This is a genomic window from Alcaligenes sp. Me129, assembly GCF_050487245.1.
Taxonomy (GTDB): domain Bacteria; phylum Pseudomonadota; class Gammaproteobacteria; order Burkholderiales; family Burkholderiaceae_B; genus Alcaligenes; species Alcaligenes phenolicus.
Genome location: NZ_JBKQGX010000003.1, coordinates 187,166 through 208,246 on the forward strand (window position 1 = coordinate 187,166; position 21,081 = coordinate 208,246).

General features: G+C 56.5%; 18 protein-coding genes. 3 read left to right on the plus strand and 15 right to left on the minus strand.

The window, feature by feature from the left end; all coding sequences use genetic code 11:
* The first annotated feature begins 125 nt into the window (after positions 1-125).
* Positions 126-2,561, plus strand: coding sequence for a TonB-dependent siderophore receptor (locus ACLPGZ_RS04845; RefSeq protein WP_429641005.1), 2,436 nt, complete (start codon positions 126-128; stop codon positions 2,559-2,561).
* 123 nt (positions 2,562-2,684) lie between these two features.
* Here the strand turns inward: ACLPGZ_RS04845 and ACLPGZ_RS04850 are convergent, their stop codons facing one another.
* The 12 genes from ACLPGZ_RS04850 to kynU form a co-directional block, all read right to left on the minus strand.
* Entirely contained in the window at positions 2,685-3,494 is an 810-nt protein-coding gene (locus tag ACLPGZ_RS04850) for a phosphodiesterase (RefSeq protein ID WP_429641006.1), read from the minus strand.
* 9 nt (positions 3,495-3,503) lie between these two features.
* Positions 3,504-4,346 (minus strand): carbohydrate ABC transporter permease, encoded by an 843-nt coding sequence (locus ACLPGZ_RS04855; RefSeq protein ID WP_009463184.1) that lies wholly within the window; start codon positions 4,344-4,346, stop codon positions 3,504-3,506.
* Complete coding sequence (locus tag ACLPGZ_RS04860; RefSeq protein WP_411762636.1) at positions 4,346-5,236, minus strand: carbohydrate ABC transporter permease; 891 nt, start codon at positions 5,234-5,236, stop codon at positions 4,346-4,348. Before ACLPGZ_RS04860 ends, ACLPGZ_RS04855 begins: the two co-directional genes overlap by 1 nt.
* A 12-nt stretch (positions 5,237-5,248) precedes the next feature.
* Positions 5,249-6,511: an ABC transporter substrate-binding protein gene (locus ACLPGZ_RS04865; protein ID WP_411762635.1), complete on the minus strand. Its 1,263-nt coding sequence runs from the start codon at positions 6,509-6,511 to the stop codon at positions 5,249-5,251.
* A 19-nt stretch (positions 6,512-6,530) separates the two neighbouring features.
* Positions 6,531-7,631 (minus strand): ABC transporter ATP-binding protein, encoded by a 1,101-nt coding sequence (locus ACLPGZ_RS04870; RefSeq protein WP_009463178.1) that lies wholly within the window; start codon positions 7,629-7,631, stop codon positions 6,531-6,533.
* A complete protein-coding gene (locus ACLPGZ_RS04875) occupies positions 7,628-8,398 on the minus strand; it encodes a DeoR/GlpR family DNA-binding transcription regulator (protein WP_009463176.1) in 771 nt (256 codons plus the stop codon). The genes ACLPGZ_RS04870 and ACLPGZ_RS04875 overlap by 4 nt, the downstream gene beginning before the upstream one ends.
* Before the next feature lie 153 nt (positions 8,399-8,551).
* The gene (locus ACLPGZ_RS04880) at positions 8,552-10,291 is read right to left on the minus strand and encodes an amidohydrolase (protein ID WP_226348070.1); all 1,740 of its coding nucleotides are present in this window, start codon (positions 10,289-10,291) and stop codon (positions 8,552-8,554) included.
* Positions 10,292-10,382: 91 nt separating this feature from the next.
* Positions 10,383-10,934: a peroxiredoxin gene (locus ACLPGZ_RS04885; RefSeq protein ID WP_083054219.1), complete on the minus strand. Its 552-nt coding sequence runs from the start codon at positions 10,932-10,934 to the stop codon at positions 10,383-10,385.
* Between the two features lie 88 nt (positions 10,935-11,022).
* The gene (locus ACLPGZ_RS04890) at positions 11,023-11,571 is read right to left on the minus strand and encodes a TetR/AcrR family transcriptional regulator (protein WP_035271362.1); all 549 of its coding nucleotides are present in this window, start codon (positions 11,569-11,571) and stop codon (positions 11,023-11,025) included.
* 199 nt (positions 11,572-11,770) lie between these two features.
* Entirely contained in the window at positions 11,771-12,715 is a 945-nt protein-coding gene (locus ACLPGZ_RS04895; RefSeq protein ID WP_239055078.1) for a hypothetical protein, read from the minus strand.
* A gap of 359 nt (positions 12,716-13,074) precedes the next feature.
* Positions 13,075-14,448 (minus strand): amino acid permease, encoded by a 1,374-nt coding sequence (locus ACLPGZ_RS04900; RefSeq protein WP_026484954.1) that lies wholly within the window; start codon positions 14,446-14,448, stop codon positions 13,075-13,077.
* Between the two features lie 37 nt (positions 14,449-14,485).
* A complete protein-coding gene (gene kynU, locus ACLPGZ_RS04905) occupies positions 14,486-15,736 on the minus strand; it encodes a kynureninase (RefSeq protein ID WP_009463162.1) in 1,251 nt (416 codons plus the stop codon).
* 143 nt (positions 15,737-15,879) lie between these two features.
* On the opposite strand from kynU, the gene ACLPGZ_RS04910 reads away from it, so the two are divergent.
* Complete coding sequence (locus ACLPGZ_RS04910) at positions 15,880-16,341, plus strand: Lrp/AsnC family transcriptional regulator (RefSeq protein ID WP_021447021.1); 462 nt, start codon at positions 15,880-15,882, stop codon at positions 16,339-16,341.
* Positions 16,342-16,384: 43 nt separating this feature from the next.
* On the opposite strand, the gene ACLPGZ_RS04915 is transcribed toward ACLPGZ_RS04910, so the two are convergent.
* The 3 genes from ACLPGZ_RS04915 to ACLPGZ_RS04925 form a co-directional block, all read right to left on the minus strand.
* Positions 16,385-17,089 carry a GntR family transcriptional regulator gene (locus ACLPGZ_RS04915; protein ID WP_035271366.1) on the minus strand — a complete coding sequence of 235 codons (705 nt, stop codon included), beginning with the start codon at positions 17,087-17,089 and terminating at the stop codon, positions 16,385-16,387.
* Positions 17,090-17,202: 113 nt separating this feature from the next.
* Positions 17,203-17,631, minus strand: coding sequence for a hypothetical protein (locus ACLPGZ_RS04920; RefSeq protein WP_083054229.1), 429 nt, complete (start codon positions 17,629-17,631; stop codon positions 17,203-17,205).
* A 204-nt stretch (positions 17,632-17,835) separates the two neighbouring features.
* Positions 17,836-18,849: a TetR/AcrR family transcriptional regulator gene (locus tag ACLPGZ_RS04925; protein ID WP_411762634.1), complete on the minus strand. Its 1,014-nt coding sequence runs from the start codon at positions 18,847-18,849 to the stop codon at positions 17,836-17,838.
* A 506-nt stretch (positions 18,850-19,355) separates the two neighbouring features.
* Here ACLPGZ_RS04925 and lldP point away from each other — a divergent pair.
* Positions 19,356-21,023: an L-lactate permease gene (gene lldP, locus ACLPGZ_RS04930; protein ID WP_035271369.1), complete on the plus strand. Its 1,668-nt coding sequence runs from the start codon at positions 19,356-19,358 to the stop codon at positions 21,021-21,023.
* The last annotated feature ends 58 nt before the right edge of the window (positions 21,024-21,081 follow it).

The window sequence follows — 21,081 nt, forward strand, 5'->3', positions numbered from 1 at the left end:
CGATTCAAGCTGAGGGGTTTAGTAAGACTGACTCGTATTTAGATTCAGCGTTCCTCAACATCGCGTTTGACGAACATCTCTGAATCTGGGCGTCGCCCTGCCCGCCCCTACCCTGAATCTGCACCGTGAACCGAACCGCTTTCCTACCCCGCCTGCGCCCCGTCCTGCTCGCTTTGATGATGGCCAGTGCCAGCCCCCCTGCCCTGGCCCAAGACAATCCTGTCCCTATCCACATTCCTGCCCAGCCCTTGTCCGAAGCGCTGCTGAAACTGGCCGAACAGACCCAGCTGCAGGTGTTTTTCTCACCTTCGCTAGTGCAAGGTCTGAGCACGACACCGATTCAGGGCCGCATGCGCCCGGAAGACGCGCTACGCAGCCTGCTGCAAGGCTCTGGCCTGGAATACCGGCGCGAGAACAACACCATTACTCTCTCACGCCCCAATACGGACGCCACCATGCTGGACCCGGTGCGCGTCGTGGGCCGTCGCCTGCCCGTGACGGAAGGCAGCCAGACCTACGCCAGCCACGGCGCGACCACCACGGCCACCAAGCTGAACATGACGCTACGCGAAACGCCACAAACTATCAGTGTCATGACGCGCCAGCGCATTGAGGACCAGTCACTGGACAACATCGGCAGCGTGCTGCAACAAGCGCCCGGTATTTCCATCCAGCACATAGGCAGCGACCGCTACACCATCTACTCGCGTGGCTATGCCATCGACAACTATCAGCTGGACGGCCTGTCCACGCTGTCCGATATCGTCAGCCAGAACATCCCACAGGGGCTGGCGGATATGGCGATTTATGACCGCGTGGAAGTGCTGCGTGGAGCCTCCGGCTTGCTGACGGGCGCAGGCGACCCGTCTGGCGTTGTGAACATGGTGCGCAAGCGCCCTACAGCAGACTTCCAGGGCCATGCCGAAGTGAGCTACGGCTCATGGGATCAGATGCGCGCTCAAGTAGACCTGGGCGGCCCGATTAACGAGAACGGCAGCCTGCGCGGCCGTCTGGTTGGAGCCCATCAGGAAGGCAACAGCTATATGGACTACTTCACAACAAAAAAAGATGTGGTCTACGGCATACTTGAGGCCGACATTACGGACACCACGCTTGTCACCTTGGGGATGGATTATCAAAAAAATGATCCGCGCGGCTCCTCTGGCTCCGGCTTTCCTTTGTTCTACGACACCGGCGAACAGACCGATTTTGATATTTCCACCAATGCAGGGGCTCGTTGGAACACCAATACACTGGAGTCTCACAACACCTTTGTGAAACTGGACCAGCAACTGGGGGCAGACTGGTCACTGGCCATGTCCCTGAATTACCTGAAGGCCCGCCGAAGCGGGAAAAGCGCGGATGCTTCCTGGGGCTATCCCAACCGTGAAACGGGCGACGGCGTGCAGCTTTACGGAGGTGTTTCAGATGCCACACAGTATCAAACCAGTTTTGATATTCACGCAAAAGGCCCTTTTCAACTATTTGGACAGGACCACGAACTGATCGTCGGCTTTAATTCGTCGCGCTACAAGAATCGCCATGACACCATGGACGACGATATCGAAGGCGCCTCCATCAATCTCCACAACTGGAACAACAACCCGGCCCTACCCAATACGACTGGAGAAAAGCTGTTTGACTATGATCTGACCGTCAAACAGTACGGTGGGTATTCGGCGCTACGCCTGAAACCCAGCGACAAGCTGGCTGTCATTTTGGGTGGTCGCCTTAGCAACTACCGCTACAGTCTTTCCCAAAGCTATCCTGACCCTGGTATGCAGCGCTTTAACAGCCTGAAAACCATGCACGAAGACAATGTCTTCACTCCCTATGCCGGCATTGTGTACGACCTGAATGAAGAGCATTCGATCTACGCCAGCTACACCAGCATCTTCAAGCCACAAAGCTATCGCGACCGTAGCGGCAACTTTCTGGACCCGCGCAAAGGTAATAACTATGAGATCGGTCTGAAAAGCGAAATGCTGGACGGCCGCGTGAACAGCAGCATTGCGCTGTACGAAATCCGCCAGGACAATCTGGCCGTGGCCGACAGTGGCTTTATCGTGCCGGGTACCGAGCGCGAAGCGGCCTACACGGCGGTCAAAGGCGCCAAGACCCAGGGCCTGGATATGGAAGTGACGGGCGAGCTGCTCGATGGCTGGAACATGGCCTTTAGCTACACCTACAGCCAGACCAAAGACGCCCAGGGCGAGCGCATCAAAACCCTGGTGCCACGCCATATGGCCAAGCTGTGGACCACGTATCGCCTGCCTGGAAGCTGGAATCGCCTGACGATTGGGGGTGGTGTGAACTGGCAAAGCCAGATCCATTTCACCGCCACACCGTGGGATTTGGGCAAGACTGTCACCGGAGAACAAAGCAGCTACGCCGTCGTCAACCTGATGGGCCGCTACGACTTCAGCAAGCAATTGACGGCCACCTTGAACGTCAACAATCTATTTAACCGCAAGTACCTGAGCGCGCTGGATCAGACCTTCTACACCGGCTATTACGGTGCGCCGCGTAATGCCATGCTGAACCTGCGTTATTCCTTCTAATCACGTGAAAGCGGCTAGCAGGCAAACAGCCCCCGTAACCTGGAAAATAATCCAGGCCTCGGGGGCCACTGCGGGTTTGCTGATCGCTACCGCCTTGTGCCAGCGTTGCTGAACCCGGAAGGCTTACACGCACTTCAGGGCACTCAAGTCCCCCGTATACGGAAAGCGCAATTCCTCGTAGCCAAAGGGCTGAAAATGCACCGTCAAACCATCTGCGTTGGGCAAGATAAGCGCGTAACTGGCAGGCTCGAAAGTCGATGTTGCGGCCCCCTCGCGCTCCAGATCCAGTTCGTGCTGATGGTTGGTGCCATTCACCGTCACAAAATGCAGGCCGTTCCACACGCCGCTGGCGCAGCGATGCACGTGGCCGGAGAACAAATGCACGGGCGCGGGATGAGCCTTGAGCAAAGGCAATAAATCCGACGCATTACTCATACGCAGCCAATCCATGGACGGATACTGCAAGGCAGGTAAAGGATGGTGCGAAAACAGCATCACCGGGCCACTATGCGCGGCCAGCTCCTGCTGCAACCATTGCAGACGCCGCGTACACAAATAGCCGTTGGTATAGCCGTCCTCCAAGGTATCCAGGTAGATCAGGCGCCAGTCGCCCAGGGTCTCGGCATGCTGTACAAAGCCGGGTAAATCGGTCGTGGCCTGCGGAAATACACTGTGAAAAGCGCTGCGGCTGTCGTGGTTGCCCATCATCAAACGTACAGGCGGAATCAAATCCTGCAAGCCTTCACGCAGGCGCTCGTATGCGCGTGGATGACCGGCGTGGGTCAGGTCGCCCGTCAGCACGCACAAGTCTGCATCTGCATGATGACGATTGACGTGCTGTACACAGCTACGCAAGCGATCCAGAGGGTCCGAGCCAAACAACAGGCCATCGGGCGGGGTAATGTGCAGGTCCGAAAACTGGATGATCTTCATCAGAATTCCTTAACGAATGCCGGCGCGTAAAAAGGCCTGCATGAACTGCTTTTGAAACAGCAAAAAGCCCAACAAAAGCGGCAAGATAGTCATTAATGTGGCGGCACTGATCAGGGAGATACTGACCCCACTTTCCGGTGCGCCAAACAGGGATAAACCTACGGTCAAAGGACGGGTATGGTCAGAGCTGCTGATCACCAAGGGCCATAGAAAATTGTTCCAGTGCGTCGACACCGACACCAGGGCATAAGCCAGGTACACAGGCTTGACCAACGGCACGTACACTCGCCAGAGCACACCCAGGCGGCTGCATCCTTCCAGTCGCGCCGCATCCTCCAGTTCACGCGGCACTTGCTTGAAAGCCTGGCGCAACAAGAACACGCCAAAGGCACTGGCCATATAGGGCACACCCATGCCCCAGACCGTGTCCGTCCAGCCCAGCAAGGCCACCATGCGGTAGTTCTCCACAATCAGCACTTCAGGCAGGATGAACAACTGCAAAAGCAACAGCATGAACAGAAACTGGCTGCCAAAGAAACGAAAGCGGGCAAAGGCATAAGCGGCCAGGGTGCACAGCACAAACTGTCCGAGCAGAATGGTCAGCACCAGCACGGTGGTGTTGAAGATGTAGCGCAACCAGGGCGCACGGTCCCAGGCGGCTGCAAAATTGCTAAAGGTCCAGCCTGCGCTCCAGTCAAAACTCAAGGCGGCGGACGGGTCGCGAAATGCAGCCCAGCAGGCGTATAGCAAAGGGGCAATCCACAGCAGGGCCAGCGCATGTGCCCCCACCGTATCCAGGGATGGCAAACGCAAGCTGCGGCCCGGAGCAGTCAAAACAGTGTCCATGTTCATCACTGGTAGTGCACGCGTCGTTCAGCGTAGCGAAATTGAAAGATGGCGACAGCACCCAGCCCCAACAAGAGCACAACTGTCAGCACGGCGGCACTAGGCGTATCCATATAGGCAAAGGCGGTTTCCCAGATCCAGTACAGCATCAGCTTGGAGGCATTATTGGGGCCGCCCTTGGTCAAGATAAACAAGTGATCAACCAGCTTGACCGAGTTGATCAGCGCGTTGATCAAAATGAACAGGGTCGTGGGTGCCAGCAAGGGCAAGAGCACACGGCGGCCATACCGCCAGCGGGTCGCGCCTTCCAGACGAGCGGCATCGCGCAGCTCGGGCGGAATGGTTTGCAAGGCCGCCAGATAAAAGATCATGAAAAAACCGGCTTCTTTCCAGATCGTCACCACCATGACCGCGCCCAGGGCGGTTTGCGGCTGGCCCAGCCAGTTGGTGGCCCCGGCGCCAAACAGCTTGGCAATCTGATCCAGTAAACCCAGATCCGGTGTGTAGAAAAACAGCCATAGATTGGCGGCGGCAATCATGGGCAGCATGGTGGGCGTGAAGTAAGCACAACGCACCCAGGCCCGCATACTCATGGCCCGGTTGGCCCACAAAGCCATCAACAAAGCCAGGGCCATGGACACCGGAATCACAATGGCGGCATACCAAAGATTGTTCTTCAGAACCAGCCAGAACGTCGGGTCAGCCAGCATGGCATCGTAGTTGTCCATGCCCACAAACTGGGCCGGACGACGCGCCGTGCCTTTACTCAACAAGCTGGACCAGAACGTGTGCAGCGCCGGGATAAAGGCAAACACGCTTAGCAGCACAAACAGCGGCGTTAACAAGAGGTACGCAAATACCCACTCTTTACGCAGCACACGCAATGGTTCAGCCATTCCTGCACCTGCTTAGTTGAAAGGACGCAGCAGACGATCTGCAGCAGCCTGGGCTTCATCCAAAGCGGCCTTGGGCGTCTTGGCATTGGTCAGCACGGCTTGCACGGCGTTGGACAGCAGCTCGCGTACACGTGCTGTCTCGTAAGTGGCAAACTCGGGCGAAGCTACGGCCAACTGATCGCGGGCAACCACAGCTTGCGGGAACGTTTTGGCGTACTCGACCAGAGCAGGCGTTTCGTAGGCGGCAGGGCTGACACCGACATAGCCCGTAGCCATGGACCACTTGGCGGCACGCTCAGGGGCCGTCATCCAGCGCACAAAATCCAGAGCCGCTTTCTTCTGTTCCTCGTTCGCGCCCTTGAACAGGTAGAAGTTGCCACCGCCGGTAGGCGAAGCCGCTTTTTCCTTGGCGGGCAGCATGGCAACACCAAAGTCGAACTTGGCTTCATTCTTCACCGCAGTCAGGTTGCCCGTGGTGTGCCACATCATGGCGGTCTTGCCTTGGACAAAAGCCTGACGCAGCGTGCCCCATTCAATGGTGCCAGTGGGGCTGACTTTGTGCTTGTAGGCCAGGTCGTGGAAGAACTGCAGCGCCTCCACCGACTTGGGGTCATTGAAGTAGACCTGCGTGCCTTCTTCATTCATCAGCTGACGGCCATTTTGCAAGGCCATGGCCTGGAACATCCAGTAGGGGTAGCCCGTCGACGGAACCATCAAGCCGTGATGCTGGTCATTAGTCAGTTTCTGGGCGGTTTGCACCAACTCGTCCCAGGTCTTGGGAGCTTGATCCGGATTCAGGCCCGCTTCACGGAACATGTCCTTGTTGTAGAACATGACGATGGTGGAGCGCTGGAACGGAATGCCCCAGACCTTGCCTTCCAAGGTGCCGTTAGCCATCAAGGCTGGATAAAAGCTTTTCAGCCAATCCTGGCTGGTGGCGTCCTGAGCCACATCGCTAAAGGCTTCAACCAGGCCTTGTTCCACCAGATCATGCGTATCCAGTGCGCCCAGCACAGAAAGCTGCACCGGCTCGCCCGCACGCAGGGCCGACAAGGCACGTACACGGGTTTCATCGTAGTTCCCGGAGTACACGGCCTTGACTTTGACATCCGGATTCTGGGCCTGGTAGTCCGTAATCATTCCATCGACCACATCGGTCAGCGGGCCGCCTACGGCAATGGGGTAGTACATGGTCAATTCCACCGCGCTATGGGCATTGGCGCCCAGGCCCATCAACAGGGCGCTGGAGGTGGCAAGCAGACAATTCTTCAACATGGGTAGACTCGCAGTACGTTTAGGGAAGAACAGCAGGAGGAACAGCGAAAGGAGCAGCAGTCAGAGCATCCGCAGACGGCAGGCGAGCCCCGCTGTCCTGGTTAAAGTAAAAAGCGTGAACAGGGTCCCAGCTCAAGCCACAGCGAGCACCCGCCTCGACGCTGCGGCTGTGCGGCGCGCGCACGATCAGGGTGTGGCCATCGTCAAGCTGCACATACACATAGGCATCGGCCCCCTGAAACTCCTGGTGCACCACGGTGGCAGCCACATACTGCTCGCCTGCTTCGTGCAAGTTCAGGTTCTCCGGGCGCACGCCCACCAGCACACGATGCGGCTGGTCGTACTGACGGCGCGAGGGCCACAACTCCAAGGGCACGTGGTCACTGTGAATCATCATCATGGGTGGGCTGCCGATAAAGCCGGCGGTAAAGACGCTATTGGGCTGCCCGTACAGGTCCTGGGCACTGCCCTGCTGCTCAATATGTCCGGCATTGAGCAGCACCACGTGATCGGCCATGCCCATGGCTTCGGTCTGATCGTGGGTGACGTACACCACGGTCAAACCCAGGCGTTGCTGTAGAGCACGGATTTCATGGCGCACGGTGTGACGCAGCTTGGCATCCAGGTTCGACAGCGGCTCGTCCATCAGGCAGATACGATGGCCCGACACAATGCTGCGCGCCAGGGCTACACGCTGCCGCTGCCCGCCCGACAACTGGCCGGGCTTGCGCTCTTCCAGACCTTCCAGATTGGTCAGCGCCAGGGCTTCACGCAAACGCTCTTTTTGCTGCTGACGATCGGCACGGCGTACTTGCAGGCCGAACAAGATGTTGTCGGCCACATTCAGATGCGGGAACAGGGCGTAGGATTGGAACACCATGCTCAAACCACGCTTGGCGGGCTCCAGATAGGTGGCGTCCTGCCCATTAATAAAAAGACGACCCTGATCGGGGGTTTCCAGCCCGGCAATAATGCGCAGCAAGGTGGACTTACCGCAGCCCGAAGGCCCCAGCAAGGCCGTAAATTTACCTTCCTGAATGGACAGGTCCATTTGCTTGAGCACGGCCTGTTCGCCCCAGGCTTTGCCTATGCCTTGCAACTCGATAGCGGCGCGATTCATGCCTGCACCTCGTCAGCGATCACGATCTGAACACGCGCAGGAATTTGCTCGCGGTAAGGTTCGGGAATAGGCTGGTCGCTGACCAGAATATCCACATCATCCAAAGAGCCACTGCGCACAGGAGCACGACGGCCAAACTTGGTGTGATCCAGCACCAGAATCCGCACACGGCAATTGCCGCGCAGGGCTTTGTGGCAATCGGACTCGGCCATATCAAAGTCCAGCAAAGCACCGTCCGAGTCAAAGCCCCCTACCCCGGACACGCCAAAGTCCGCCTTGAAGCTGTTGAACAGGCGTTCGGCGCCGGGGCCCAGAATTTCGGGGTTGGGTTGACGCAGTTCGCCACCCGTCAGTACCACGCGGTGGCTCATATTGTGGGACAGGGCCAGAGCGGCACTGATGTTGTTGGTGACCACGGTCAGATCGCGATGGTCGGCCAGCGCCAGGGCCACTTGCTCGGGGGTGGTGCCAAAACCCAGCAGCAGGCTGGCACCGGGAGGAATCAATGTGGCAACGGCTCGCCCGATACGGGCCTTGGCTTGCAAATGGGTAATGCGGCGCGTTTGGAAAGGCACATTGCGCTCGACCACGTTCAGCTCGGCACCACCATGGCGGCGGCGCACCAGATCGGCTTCATACAAGTGGTTCAGGTCGCGCCGGATAGTCTGCGGCGTCACCCCGAAATGCGCGGCCAAGCCATCCACTGACACCGCCCCTTGGGCGGCCAGCAGATCCACAATAATGCTTTGCCTGACAGATAGGTTCATAACACGGCGTATGGGTTTCGTTTGAATACCCGGCAGTGTAGGAACGCGAAGTTACGAGTCGGTGACGCTCAGATGAAAGTTTTATGACGCCCAAATGTTCATATGAACATTTGGGCGCTCAATTCAGACAGCATTCGCACGGTCTGTCTGGTGTTAGTGAGGGACAAGCTGCTTTGTCTCCACTGCCCCATCCTGTTCATAAATCAGCTTGCCCCGCTTGATGGTCTGAACCACTTGCAAGCTGGTCAATTGCTCAGGGGCGACCGAGGTCGGGTCTTGCGACAGGACGACAAAGTCCGCCAGCTTGCCCGGCTCAATCGAGCCTTTCTCCTTCTCCTCAAAATGCTGAAAAGCCGGCCAGATGGTCATCGCCTTAAGGGCCGTCATGACATCCACCCTCTGGTCCGGCCCCAGAATATCGCCCGATCGAGTGCGACGAGTCACGGTCGCCGACAGCACCCTCATGGAATCAGGAAAGGCAACTGGTGCGTCGTGGTGGGTGGAAAACATCAAACCGTGTTCACGCACCCAGCCAGTGGGAGAAATATTGTCGGCATTGACCGGCCCCACTGTGCGGTCACGGTGCCAATCCCCCCAATAAAAGGTGTGCATGGGGAACAGGGAAGGAAAAACATCCAGCTCCGCTATGGTCGCCACCTGGTCCCGGCGCAAAAACTGCCCATGAATCAATACGGCTCGCCGATCCCGGGGGCCATACTTGTCACGGGCTGTTTTAATCGCAGCCAGCAAAAGGTCTGAGGCGGCCTCACCATTCGCGTGAGTCAGAAGCTGTATATCGTTCTTGAAGGCCCAGTCCACCGACTCAAACACCTGATCTGACGTGACCGCCGCATAACCCCGGTAATCGGCGCGGTAACCTGCTGGCGGCTTGTAATAGGGACGGTCGCGATAGGCCGTAAACCCCTGAGGAGAGCCGTCAATCGTAAGCTTGGCACCGGCCACCCGGAAACCGTCGGTGTAATGCCGCGAGACATGACGCGCGATAAAGTCCCGGTCCTGCAGCACATCAACGTAGACGGCGACATCAATATCGATCTTGCCCGCCGTCGCTGCTGCCTGCATTAAAGGCACCGTATCGGACGTCGCGCGCCCCTCCTGCCCGGTCGTGTAGCCATAACGCTTTAGCAGATCGGTGCCGGCAACAAACAGAGCCTGAACCTGTTCGGACGTAAGTTTGCCCATCTGACTGGTCAAGCTGGAGAAAAAAGCCATCTCCTCCAGCACCCCATCAGGTTGAGTCCCGCCCTCTTCCCGCCGAATGACACCGCCTGCAGGATCTGGGGTCTGGGCGGAAATGCCCGCCATCTCCAACGCCTTGCTGTTGAGCACTCCAATGTGGCTGGACTGATGAATGATGATAATCGGCACTGACTCGGACACCGCATCCAGCTCATGTCGATTGGGATGTCGCTGTTCCGCCAGCTGGGCATCGTCATAACCAAAACCCAGGATCAGACCCACCTCCCTGGTTTTACTTTGCTCACCCAGCCATTGCCTGAGCGTCTCTTGCAGACTGTGGATATCTGTCACCGCGCCATCCGGAGGCGATAGCAGATTGGCGGACATGGCCTGCAGACCGATCATGAAAGCGTGGCTGTGTGCGTCCACAAAGCCCGGCAGCAAGGCCTTGCCCTGCAAATCGATCACGGTAGTGTCCTGACCTTTGTAGGCTTGCATCGCCTGCAGGGTACCCACATCCAGAATCAGACCATTCTTGACCGCAACCGCCTGGGCAGCAGGCTGGCTGTCATTCATCGTCAGCACGGGTCCTCCCATCCAGATCTGATCGGCTATTTCTGCCGTCCAGGCAGAGCCAGCCATCACCATGCTGCTAGCCAGCACAAACACTTTCAGTGTGCTTTTGAACGACATATGCTCCCCTTTCTATTCAGAAAAAAGTTGCCGACTCGTTTACTGTGCCCCTCGCCATGCTGTGCGGAACAACAAGCTGCTATCCCGGTTTTTACTTGACCCCCTGTTGTGCGGACCAGTCGCGTACGGCACCCAGGGTCTTGTTCACGTGTTCGTCCGGCTCCATTGCCGTATATTCAAAAATGATTTTTCGCTCAGGCGAAATGACGTAAGAAATGCGGGAAGCACGCTCGGTGTGCGTCCCCAGGCCCGCGTCATAAGCCTTGATGACCTGGCCTGTGGTGTCCGCACCCACCGCGAACTTGCTGCCGCAAGGTCCGGTGGAAAAATCCTTCAGGGTATCGATATTGTCCGAAGACAAGCCAATTACAGTGGCGCCAAAGTGGCTGTACTCGTCAATGGCTTGCGCAAAAGTATGCGCTTCGACAGTACAACCCTGGGTGAATGCTGCCGGATAAAAATACAGGACGACTGGCCCTTTTTTTAAGGCCTCATCCAAATTGAATTCAAAGGTTTTACCGGCCAGAGCGGCCTGCACGGTAAAGTCCGGCGCGGGGGTGCCCACGTCCAAAGCGGCCTGTGCGCCACCTGCCCCCGCCAGCAGGGACAAACCCAAAGAGAAAGCTGCTATTGCCTGTTTCATGCCATTGCCTCCGTATGTGTGCGCTGCACCAACAAGCAGCGTAATCCGCACAGACATGAAAGCACAAGGCCTGGTTTTCCGGTCCCGATCAGGGATGAACGATGCCGCTCCACAGCAGGACAAACACATTATGGGGTGCATCATGGCGGGCCAGACGGCCAGCTCGAATCAGCCTGGCAGCCTTGCCCAGCAAGGCAAACAAGGACTCGCATAACCAACTGGCCGCCAGATCGCGCCGCAAGTCCCCGCTTTCCTGCCACTGTTGAAACTGCTCAATCAACGCCTCTCGTACCGCTTCACTGCGGGCCGTGGAATACTCCTCTACCTGCAACTGCAGCTCAACGTACATGTACAGATCCACAATAGGCAGCAGTTCCTGGATTAGTCGTTGAATGGCTTCTTGTGCCCTTCCCTCGCACAGACGGGCGCGTTCAATAGCCTGCTCCGCACTATTTACCCCTTCCTGGAAGATCTCCATCATCATGGCTTCGCGAGACGGGAAGTAGCGGCACAGGGTTGCGCGACTCAAGCCCACCAGACCGGCCAATTGCCCCATGGACGCCCGCGGCTGGTCAGCCAAAGCGCTTACAAGGCGCAATAGCAATTCCTCGCGAGGCCGAGGCTTTGCTGCAGTCATAATTCTTCCCCTAGGTAATGCAGGACTGGATCGGGCACGGGCTATTGCCAGATCGCTGCGAATCGGTCTTCTTGTTTGGCACCACTGGAGATCAGGAAAACGAACAGGCACGCTACCTGGGTGGAGCGTGCGCTAGTGTAACGTCATTCATTGAGAAACCGTATTTCACCCATGGAATAATGACTATGCAGGTGATTTTTTAAACGCTCAGACCGGCACGCGGAGCCGGCCAGAAAGCATCTGTCAGCAAGGTATCCGGATCCAGATCCAAAGGGCCGGGCCGGGTTTCCGGCACGCAGCGGCGCAAGGCTTGCTGCATCCGGTGCAAGGCCAGCTCGCCCGTGGCCCCGGCAGTGACCCGATCCCACCAGAAGCGATGCACATGGCGTACCTGCACGGGTACGCTAGGCAGGCCCAGCCTCTGGGCCATGGCCAATCGGTGCAGACCACGATTAATTTTCAGAATACGGCCATCACGGGAGATAACCACACCCAAGGCATCTTTGCCGCGCCTGGGATCAAAGCCATCACGAGCCATATCGTCCAGAAAACCCAGGTAAATGCGCAGGTACTCAATAATCTTTTCCGGCGTATCCAGAAATACACCTTGCTGATACGACTCCCAAGGATTGCCCTGTTCAATACGCTTCATCAGCTTTTTGAAACGCGCCGTTTGTTCCAGCTGATGCCGGTTTTCATCCAGATCGCTGATCAGGGAGTAACGCGTTCCGACGCGCAAATCCTCACACCGCTGGTCCCAGCTTCCCTCCCAGATAAAGGCCAGGGAGGACGGCCGTTTTTCCTCCTTGCGAGGCGCCTGAATGGCCATGCGGATCAGCTCTCGCGGGTTCACATGCAGGGTTAAAGCCTGCTCCCCCAAGGTTTCATGGACGATGTGACGCGGCAGGCCAAACGCCTCGATCCGACGGCTGCCGACTTTGCTGTGCATCCAGCGCTGCAGCATGATGCGGCCCAAGGGGAAACCCAAGTACTGCTGGGTCTTGTCCCGGCTATGGGCCACCCAATGGGCCAGCAGCACGCGCTGCCGAATCTCGGGCGCCGCCAAGCTGCTAAAAGCAGCATCCGCGCCAGGGCCCAGCAAGGCTTTGCGATTCGATTGACGCAACTCACGTGGATGAGTCATGCGCTTTCCATGACGGTTCACAGTTTTCCTCCCAAGCACTCGCAGCACTGGCCGCCCCCAACAAAGAACAGCGGCCCAGAACGACTGACAGTGGCCTTCTTGAGCAATCACAATACCAAATGATACATAATAGTCTCAAATAATACACATTTTTATTGAGTCGATTCTCCACAAACCGCAAGGCTGACAAAGATCAAACCGGCCCCACACCACATCCTTACCTGCTCAGACACACACGCCTCAACATCACTACGCTCCCGCTGTTATCCGACGGGACGAGCTTCTTGAAACGCACGCTGCAAAAAAAAGCCCCTGCCAAGGCAGGGGCTTGTTCAAACAGAGCCAGAAAGTCAGATCACTCAGGCAGCCTTACGAGCGCCTCGTACAAAGTAAATCACGACCAAGGCAAGCAGGAACGGCACACCAAACAGCAAGGTGTAGTGAAAGATATTGATGAACCAGGTAGTCACCAAAATCGCCACAATGCCAATCAAGCCCAGCAAGGTGCCGATGGGATAGGCCGGCATACGGAAACGTAGCTGCACACCGTCCTGTGCCACGCGGCGGCGGAAGAACAAATGAGTCAGGAAGATCATGCCCCATGTGAACAAAGCGCCAAACATGGACAAGGCAATCATCACCGGAAAGGCGGTTTCCGGATTGTTGGCATACACCACTGCGGCCACGGCCACACCGCTGGCCGATAAAGCCAGGGCATTCAAGGGCACACCATTGCGCGCCACCTTACCCAGCGCAGCGGGCGCATCACCGGCACGCGACAGGCTGAACATCATGCGGGTCGAGATATAGAGCATGCTGTTCATGGCCGACAAGGCCGCAATAATCACAATGAAGTTCAGGATGCTGTCTGCATAGGGAATGCCGACGGACTGCATCACTGTAATGAAAGGACTGGTTGTGCCTTCCGCTACCAGCACCTGCCAAGGCACCAGCATCACGATAAGCGACAAGGACAGCAGGTAGAAAATGATCAAGCGCCAGATGGTGGCCTTGAAGGCCTGGCGCACGGCTTGCTCGGGGTTTTCTGCCTCGCCCGCCGCCACGGCAATCATCTCGATACTCAGATAGCTGAAGATGGAAATGATCACCCCTACCCACACCCCATACCAGCCATTGGGCATGAAGCCACCCTGGCCAAACAGGTTTTCCTGTACCTGTGCGGGCTTGTAATAGCCCGTCAACATGCCAATGGCCAGCACGATGAACGCAATAATGGCAAACACCTTGATCAGGGCAAACCAGTACTCCACCGAGCCAAAAGCCTTGACGCTGTAGGCATTGACGGCAATCAGCACGGCCGAGAAAAAGGCGATCCAGATCCAGGGTGAGACGTCCGGGAACCAGAACTTCATATAGTCCGCCACCGCCGTCACCTCGGTGCCCACGGCCAGAACAATGCAGGCCCAATAGCTGTAGCGCACCAGGAACCCGGCCAGCGGATGAATATAGAACTCCGCATAGGCTCCAAAAGAGCCCGATGTGGGGTGTTCCACCGTCATCTCGGCCAGGCAGCCCATCAGGACCAGAGCAATGAAGCCGCCAATCACATAACTCAGTACAACGCCGGGACCCGCAAAGCCAATGGCAAATTTGCTGCCCAGGAACAAGCCGGTACCGATGGCGCCCCCGATCGCAATCATGCTCATTTGGCGGGCGCTCAGTTTTTTATGCAGCCCGGCTTCGCGCGATTGAATTTGCTCAAATCGGCTCATGTCTCCTCCTTTATGCTTATTTTTTATATCAGCCTGATCAGGTCACCTTGGAGCGTGTTTTATAGGCGGGCTTGTCCCATTCCTTATCGGTCAGTACCGCCTTGATATGCTGCACAGCCTGCCAAATATCCACAAAAGACAGATACAAGGGCGTAACACCAAAGCGCATCACTTCAGGCTCGCGGTAGTCCCCAATCACACCACGGGCGATCAGGGCCTGCACCACGGCATAGCCTTGCTCATGGGCAAAACTTACATGGCTGCCACGGTAGTGGTGATCGCGTGGAGTCACCAGACGCAGGCCAAATTCCGCACATTCCTGTTCCACCAACGCGATGAACAAGTCCGTCAGCGCCAGGGATTTACGGCGCACCGCCTGCAGGTCGGTTTGCAGGAACACGTCCACACCGCAAGCCACCAGGCTCAAGGAAACAATGGGCTGAGTACCGCACAAGAAACGCTCGATACCGTTGGCGGCTTCATATGACGGGCTCATGGCAAAGGGGTGCTTGTGGCCCCACCAGCCGGACAAGGGCTGGCTGATCTGGCCCATCAGCTTGGGGTTCACCCACAGCAGGGCCGGAGCACCCGGACCGGCGTTCAGGTACTTGTAGGTGCAGCCAATGGCAAAGTCGGACTCGCTGTCTTTCAGCTCGATAGGCAAGGCACCCACGGAGTGGCACAAATCCCAGATCAACAGGCCATTGTGTTCATGCACCAGGCGGTTGGTCGCCTGCATATCGTGCAAGTAACCCGTGCGGTAATTCACATGGGACAGCACCACCACAGCGGTTTCATCATTGACGGCTGTTTGCAGGTCTGCCGGGTCATCAATCAATTCAAGCCTATAGTCTTTGCCAAAGAAGGCGTTAAACCCTTCAATGATGTAAAGATCCGTAGGGAAGGAATCACGCTCGGCCAGGATCACTTTCTTTTCCGGATGGCGCTCTTTTTGCAAATTGACGGCGGCAGCCAGCACCTTGAACAGATTGACCGAGGTGCTGTCGCTGACGATGGTTTCACCTTGACCGGCACCGATCAGGGGCGACATCTGGTCGCCCAGACGCACGGGCAAGGTCCACCAGCCTGCCTTGTTCCAGCTATTGATCAGGTCGGTACGCCATTCCTGAGCAATAACTTCCTGGGCGCGCTCCATGGCGTGTCGGGGCATGGCGCCCAGCGAATTCCCGTCCAGATAAATCGTGTTGGGTGGCAGGTCGAACTTGGCTTTGAAGGCAGCCAGTTCATCGGCCTGATCCCACTGCTCGCATTGCTGCAAGGTAATCATATTCATGCTCCTCGATTCTGCTTTTTAAGCTATTTAGTCTAGCACCGAGCCTCTGGTAAATTATTCCAAAGCGATGAAGATTATGATTAATACTGGAAGAAAATTCGGTTTTTAAAAACCTTTTTCATAGAAAATTCTAAAATATGAGACTAGATGAGACAGACCTGAAAATCCTGCGTCTTTTACAGGACAACGGCAGGCTCAGCAACCAGGAACTAGCTGACCTGGTAGCCCTTTCGCCCTCCTCCTGCCACCGGCGCGTAAAGATTCTGGAGCAGGAAGGCTTCATCGAAAACTACAGCGCCAACTTGAGCGCAGGCAAACTGGGCTTTGCCATTGAAGCCTTTGTGGAAGTGAATATCGGGCAGCTCAACGAGAGCGAGCATCAGTACCTGAGCAAAGCACTGGCTACCATGGATGAAGTGCTCCATGCCTACATCGTGACCGGGCAGGCGAACTACATGCTGCACATACGCACGCGCAACTTCGAGACTTTTTCCAATTTTGTCATTCACAAGCTCAACACGCTGCGCGGCGTCACCAAGATCCATTCGCAGATCGTGCTGTCTTGCATCAAGGCCAAGGGGCAACGCTTGCCTGTGTAAACCGGCATACCGGCAAGGTCTGGCCAGGTGCCAGGCCGCGGGCTTAGTCGTAGTTCAGTTTGAAGCGTCGCTTGAAATGCTCGCTGCGCCACCAGCCCTTGCCGCTTTGCACCGGTTTGTTATCGGTATTGAACAGATCAATACGCTGCACAATCACGGCCTGGTTCTCCTTGATCCAGAGCTGCTTGGCCATGTCTGCCGACGCGTTGGCCATGCTGATCTCTTCTTGCGCATGCTTGATGGGCACGTTCAGCACGCCAGTCAGCATCTCTACCATGGTGTGTGTTTCCAGAGCCTGTTGCTCGATACGTTCTCCTATCGAGCGTAGCAAGTAGTTCTCAGCAAAATAAAGGGGCACCGCTGACCTGTAGCGCACCGCTTGCAGCTTATAAACCGGCTCATCGGAAGCGAAAAACTCAGCAATGTCTGCTGGCGGGGCGACCAGCCCCCAGCTGGCAATCTGGGTGGTGGTGTCTTTGCCCAACTGCACCAGATCATTGATGGAGCTCAGCTCCCAGGAGCCGGTGTTCTTGCGTTCCAGCACAAAGGAGCCTCGGCTGGGAAAACGCTCGATCAAGCCATTGCGCGTCAAGATCGCCAGGCCCTGGCGCACGGTGATGCGGCTGACGCCAAACATCCCCCCTAGCTCGGCCTCCGTAGGCAAGCGGTCGCCGGGCTTCAAGCGACCGTCCTGGATATAGCGGGTCAGCTTGTCGGCAAGCTGCTCATACAGTGGTTTTGTACTCACTTTTTTATCTCATCCCTGTTGATGACACTCTGCTGCTGGCTCTCCCTACGTGCTGTGTTCCACCTGCGGTATCAACAGAAAATCGTTGGTTCCCCTGCCAGTAAGCCATCTTCTTATTCGCGTTCCAGCAGGCCTTTGATCAGAAACATCTCGGCCTCATGGACACAGGAAATTTGCTCCCATGCCGCATCGCTTTGTGTAGCCAAACGCCAGGTCAGCAAGCTCACTACACATTTGTCTGCGCCCAGCTTGAGCACCTCGCCTGGGATAACGCGCGACATATTACGAAACTGCATCGCCTCCTTGCTGGCGCCCACCTCGTAATCCACCTGAAAGCGGTCTGCGTCCACATTCAGGCGCACATAGGTTTCCTGGCCGCTAAAGACCGAGGTCCCCATGAACAGACCCGGTTCCACTTCGCTGCGATTCGCACTGCCCCAGGCCCACTGACCTTGCAAGATGCCATCGGACATGATTTCAAAAGCGACCTTAGCCGGGCGCTCCACCAGGATGCTACTGGAATGACAATGTGGATCTTTCACGTACTTGCTCCTGTGACCAATACTTATTGTTATGACAATGTTTTTATTGTCATACCAAAGAAAAACCGAGACTAGACGGGAAAACACGTACAGTTCAGCGAAAGATTGTCCATAACAAAGCCGCTGCCTCTCAACCCGGAGACGCAGCGGCTTTGAAACCTGAAGCAAAGCGCTATCAGGCGATGGACTACTGTCTGTTATGTCCTAACTTGCTGTCACCCACTGCTGGATGAAAGCGCGCAGCTCGTCGGGGCTGGAGGCCACACCCCCGGGTACGCGATAGACCTTTTCCAAAGGCCGCACCATCTCCTGCAGGGCAGGCAGATTGGCAGGGTCATCGCACATCATCACAATCCCGCGGCAATAACGACCGAAGCCTTCACGATGTGCCTTTAACCACAACACCGCTTTCTTGCGCCCTTCCGGGTCGCCGGGAGTGGAAGGATCGGGCAGGCTTTCGTAGACCAGAACGAACTCTTTTTCGGCCTTGATCAGGGTTTCCATATCGTCCAGCCATTGCGTGGCCAGCTCCAGGGTCAAGGGGAACTCGCGCACCCTTGCTATCGGCAAAGCGGATGTATCCAGAAACTGGGTGGAAAAGTCAGGAGAAATGTCTTGCTCACTCATTGCTAAAGCTCCTTGAATCAGGGCTGTCATGCCCAATTGCAATATGCCCTCCATCTCGACCTCCTCCACGACCCGTTCCACGGCTGCACGTGGCTCCCGGCCAGCCACGGCATAGACCGTATCGGCAACCGCCAGGCAATGAAAGGCCACCGTTCCCATCAAGTAACGCGAGCGCTCGAAGGACACGCCATAAGCCTGAGCAATGTGCTCTTGATGTTCCCGGATCTTGTCCAGCATGGAAGGAGTCGCCACCAGCCTGCGTATCACATAGGGCGTGATGCCCGGATTGGCTTTCACAAAAGCCTGTGTCGCCGCACTGAACAGCTGCAGATAGTCTTCCAGGCTGCCTTGAACCGGAGTAGTGGCTCGAGGCACTTGCCAGCGGCTGAAAATTTCTTCGGCCACCAGTTGTTTAAGCCCTTCCAGATTGCCCACATGCTTGTACAGCGCCATCTGGCTGACACCCAAAGCAGCCGCTACCCCCACAAAAGTGATGTTGGGCAGGCCAATCTGAATACCAGCGTCGGCAATCCGTGCTCGGGTGATGGTGGGAGGACGTCCGCGTGGCGCGGGCGCCTGAGGGGTTGGCATATCTATGTTGACCCTTTTGATGACAGCAGCGCGGTAGTACTGCCACTGCCTCTTATTTAATTTATGAAACTCTACTAATTAGAAGCCTAGTTTACATCCACGATAATGATTCTCAATATCATTTTTTGCAAAGCGAGTGTTCCTGCTGATGAAGTCGCAAGACATCGACCTGAACGAGCAACAGCGTAACCCGATTCCTCCCGCCCCATCCTGGCAAAAATAGTCAGGAAAAGAGACTTTTCACGCCTGAAAACCGTGTGACAGCCCCTGCCCGTTCCACCTCTCATTTTTGGTTTTTCACCTAAATTGGTCAGACCAATTAATTGAATAAAAAATTGTTTATTCTTGAATTGTTAGGGTAAACACTTAGATTCAATAAAATAATCCTTTCTATACAATGCGCTCTGTTCTTGACGATCTCAAGAAATGGTCAGACCAATTTAACGACCTTCAGGCTCGCTTGCGATACAAGCGCCTCCCATTTGCTCCTGCGGAGATAGAACAACATGCAACAAGCGTGGCTGCAGCAATACGATCCCACCGGCAATATCTGGCTGTCGGCACTGATCGCCCTTATTCCGATCATCTTTTTTTTCCTGGCCCTGACCAAGTTGCGCATGAAGGGGTATCTGGCAGGGACGATTACCGTCTTGCTGGCCCTGGGCGTTGCCCTGTTTTTCTATCGCATGCCGGTTTCCACTGCGCTGGCCTCGGTGGTGTATGGCTTTTTCTATGGGCTGTGGCCGATCGCCTGGATCATTGTGGCCGCCGTTTTTCTGTACAAGATTTCGGTCAAGACCGGTCAGTTCGACATCATTCGCGCCTCCATCCTGTCCGTCACGCCTGACCAGCGCCTGCAGCTGATTCTGGTGGGCTTTTGCTTTGGCGCCTTCCTGGAAGGGGCAGCCGGTTTTGGTGCGCCCGTTGCCATTACTGCCGCCTTGCTGGCTGGCCTGGGTTTCCGCCCCTTGTACGCGGCCGGTCTGTGCCTGATTGCCAATACCGCCCCGGTGGCGTTCGGTGCCATGGGTATTCCTATCATCGTGGCCGGTCAGGTATCGGGTATTGATCCTTTTGAAATCGGCCAGATGGCTGGTCGCCAACTGCCTTTCATGACGGTGATCGTGCTGTTCTGGCTGATGGCCATCATGGACGGCTGGCGCGGTATCAAGGAAACCTGGCCTGCCGTACTGGTCGGTGGCGGCTCCTTCGCGCTGGTGCAGTTCCTGACCGCCAACTACATTGGCCCCGAGCTGCCGGACATTACCTCGGCTCTGGTTTCCCTGGTTGTGCTGACTCTGTTCCTGAAAGTGTGGCAACCCAAGCGCATCTTCCGTTTTGAAACACAAGAAGGCTCGCCTGCTCAGGACAATCTGGCCGATCAGGCCCCTACCGTGCTGAGCACTGGCCGCATCATCAAAGCCTGGTCGCCCTTCATCATCCTGACTGCCATGGTCACGATCTGGAGTGTGCAGCCCTTCAAAGCCTTGTTTGCTGCCAATGGCCCGCTGGCGTCGACCATCGTGAACATTCCTGTGCCCTTCCTGCACAATCTGGTCGACAAGGCTCCACCCGTCGTGGCCTCGGCCACTCCGTATGGCGCGGTCTACTCCTTTAACTGGCTCTCTGCCACCGGCACCGCCATTCTGATTGCCGCCTTGCTGACTATCCTCTTTTTGCGCATGAAACCGGCAAAAGCGGTGGAAACCTTGGGCGAAACCTTCAAGGAACTAGCTGTACCGATCTACTCGATTGGCATGGTGCTGGCCTTTGCCTTTATCGCCAACTACTCCGGCCTGTCCGCAACTTTGGCGCTGGCCCTGGCTCACACCGGCAAAGCCTTCACCTTCTTTTCGCCATTCCTGGGCTGGATTGGTGTGTTCCTGACTGGTTCCGACACCTCTGCCAACGCCTTGTTTGGTGCCTTGCAGGCAACCACGGCACAGCAGCTGGGTCTGCCTGAAGTGCTGATGGTGGCCGCCAACACCACAGGTGGTGTGACCGGCAAGATGATCTCGCCCCAGTCGATCGCCATTGCCTGCGCGGCAGTGGGTCTGGCCGGTAAAGAATCCGATCTGTTCCGCTTTACCGTGAAACACAGCTTGATCTTTGCGGTTCTGATTGGCCTGCTGACTACCCTGCAAGCCTATGTGTTACCTTGGATGATTCCCTAAGGGCACGCCCTCATCCTTCATCTGCAAGGCGCGTATACGCGTGCCTTGCAGATTTATT

Coding starts and splice junctions, on each gene's coding strand:
- ACLPGZ_RS04850 (WP_429641006.1), bottom strand. CDS start 3,494: ATGAAGATCATCCAGTTTTCGGACCTGCACATTACCCCGCCCGATGGC.
- ACLPGZ_RS04855 (WP_009463184.1), bottom strand. CDS start 4,346: ATGAACATGGACACTGTTTTGACTGCTCCGGGCCGCAGCTTGCGTTTG.
- ACLPGZ_RS04860 (WP_411762636.1), bottom strand. CDS start 5,236: ATGGCTGAACCATTGCGTGTGCTGCGTAAAGAGTGGGTATTTGCGTAC.
- ACLPGZ_RS04865 (WP_411762635.1), bottom strand. CDS start 6,511: ATGTTGAAGAATTGTCTGCTTGCCACCTCCAGCGCCCTGTTGATGGGC.
- ACLPGZ_RS04870 (WP_009463178.1), bottom strand. CDS start 7,631: ATGAATCGCGCCGCTATCGAGTTGCAAGGCATAGGCAAAGCCTGGGGC.
- ACLPGZ_RS04875 (WP_009463176.1), bottom strand. CDS start 8,398: ATGAACCTATCTGTCAGGCAAAGCATTATTGTGGATCTGCTGGCCGCC.
- ACLPGZ_RS04880 (WP_226348070.1), bottom strand. CDS start 10,291: ATGTCGTTCAAAAGCACACTGAAAGTGTTTGTGCTGGCTAGCAGCATG.
- ACLPGZ_RS04885 (WP_083054219.1), bottom strand. CDS start 10,934: ATGAAACAGGCAATAGCAGCTTTCTCTTTGGGTTTGTCCCTGCTGGCG.
- ACLPGZ_RS04890 (WP_035271362.1), bottom strand. CDS start 11,571: ATGACTGCAGCAAAGCCTCGGCCTCGCGAGGAATTGCTATTGCGCCTT.
- ACLPGZ_RS04895 (WP_239055078.1), bottom strand. CDS start 12,715: ATGACTCATCCACGTGAGTTGCGTCAATCGAATCGCAAAGCCTTGCTG.
- ACLPGZ_RS04900 (WP_026484954.1), bottom strand. CDS start 14,448: ATGAGCCGATTTGAGCAAATTCAATCGCGCGAAGCCGGGCTGCATAAA.
- kynU (WP_009463162.1), bottom strand. CDS start 15,736: ATGATTACCTTGCAGCAATGCGAGCAGTGGGATCAGGCCGATGAACTG.
- ACLPGZ_RS04910 (WP_021447021.1), top strand. CDS start 15,880: ATGAGACTAGATGAGACAGACCTGAAAATCCTGCGTCTTTTACAGGAC.
- ACLPGZ_RS04925 (WP_411762634.1), bottom strand. CDS start 18,849: ATGCCAACCCCTCAGGCGCCCGCGCCACGCGGACGTCCTCCCACCATC.
- lldP (WP_035271369.1), top strand. CDS start 19,356: ATGCAACAAGCGTGGCTGCAGCAATACGATCCCACCGGCAATATCTGG.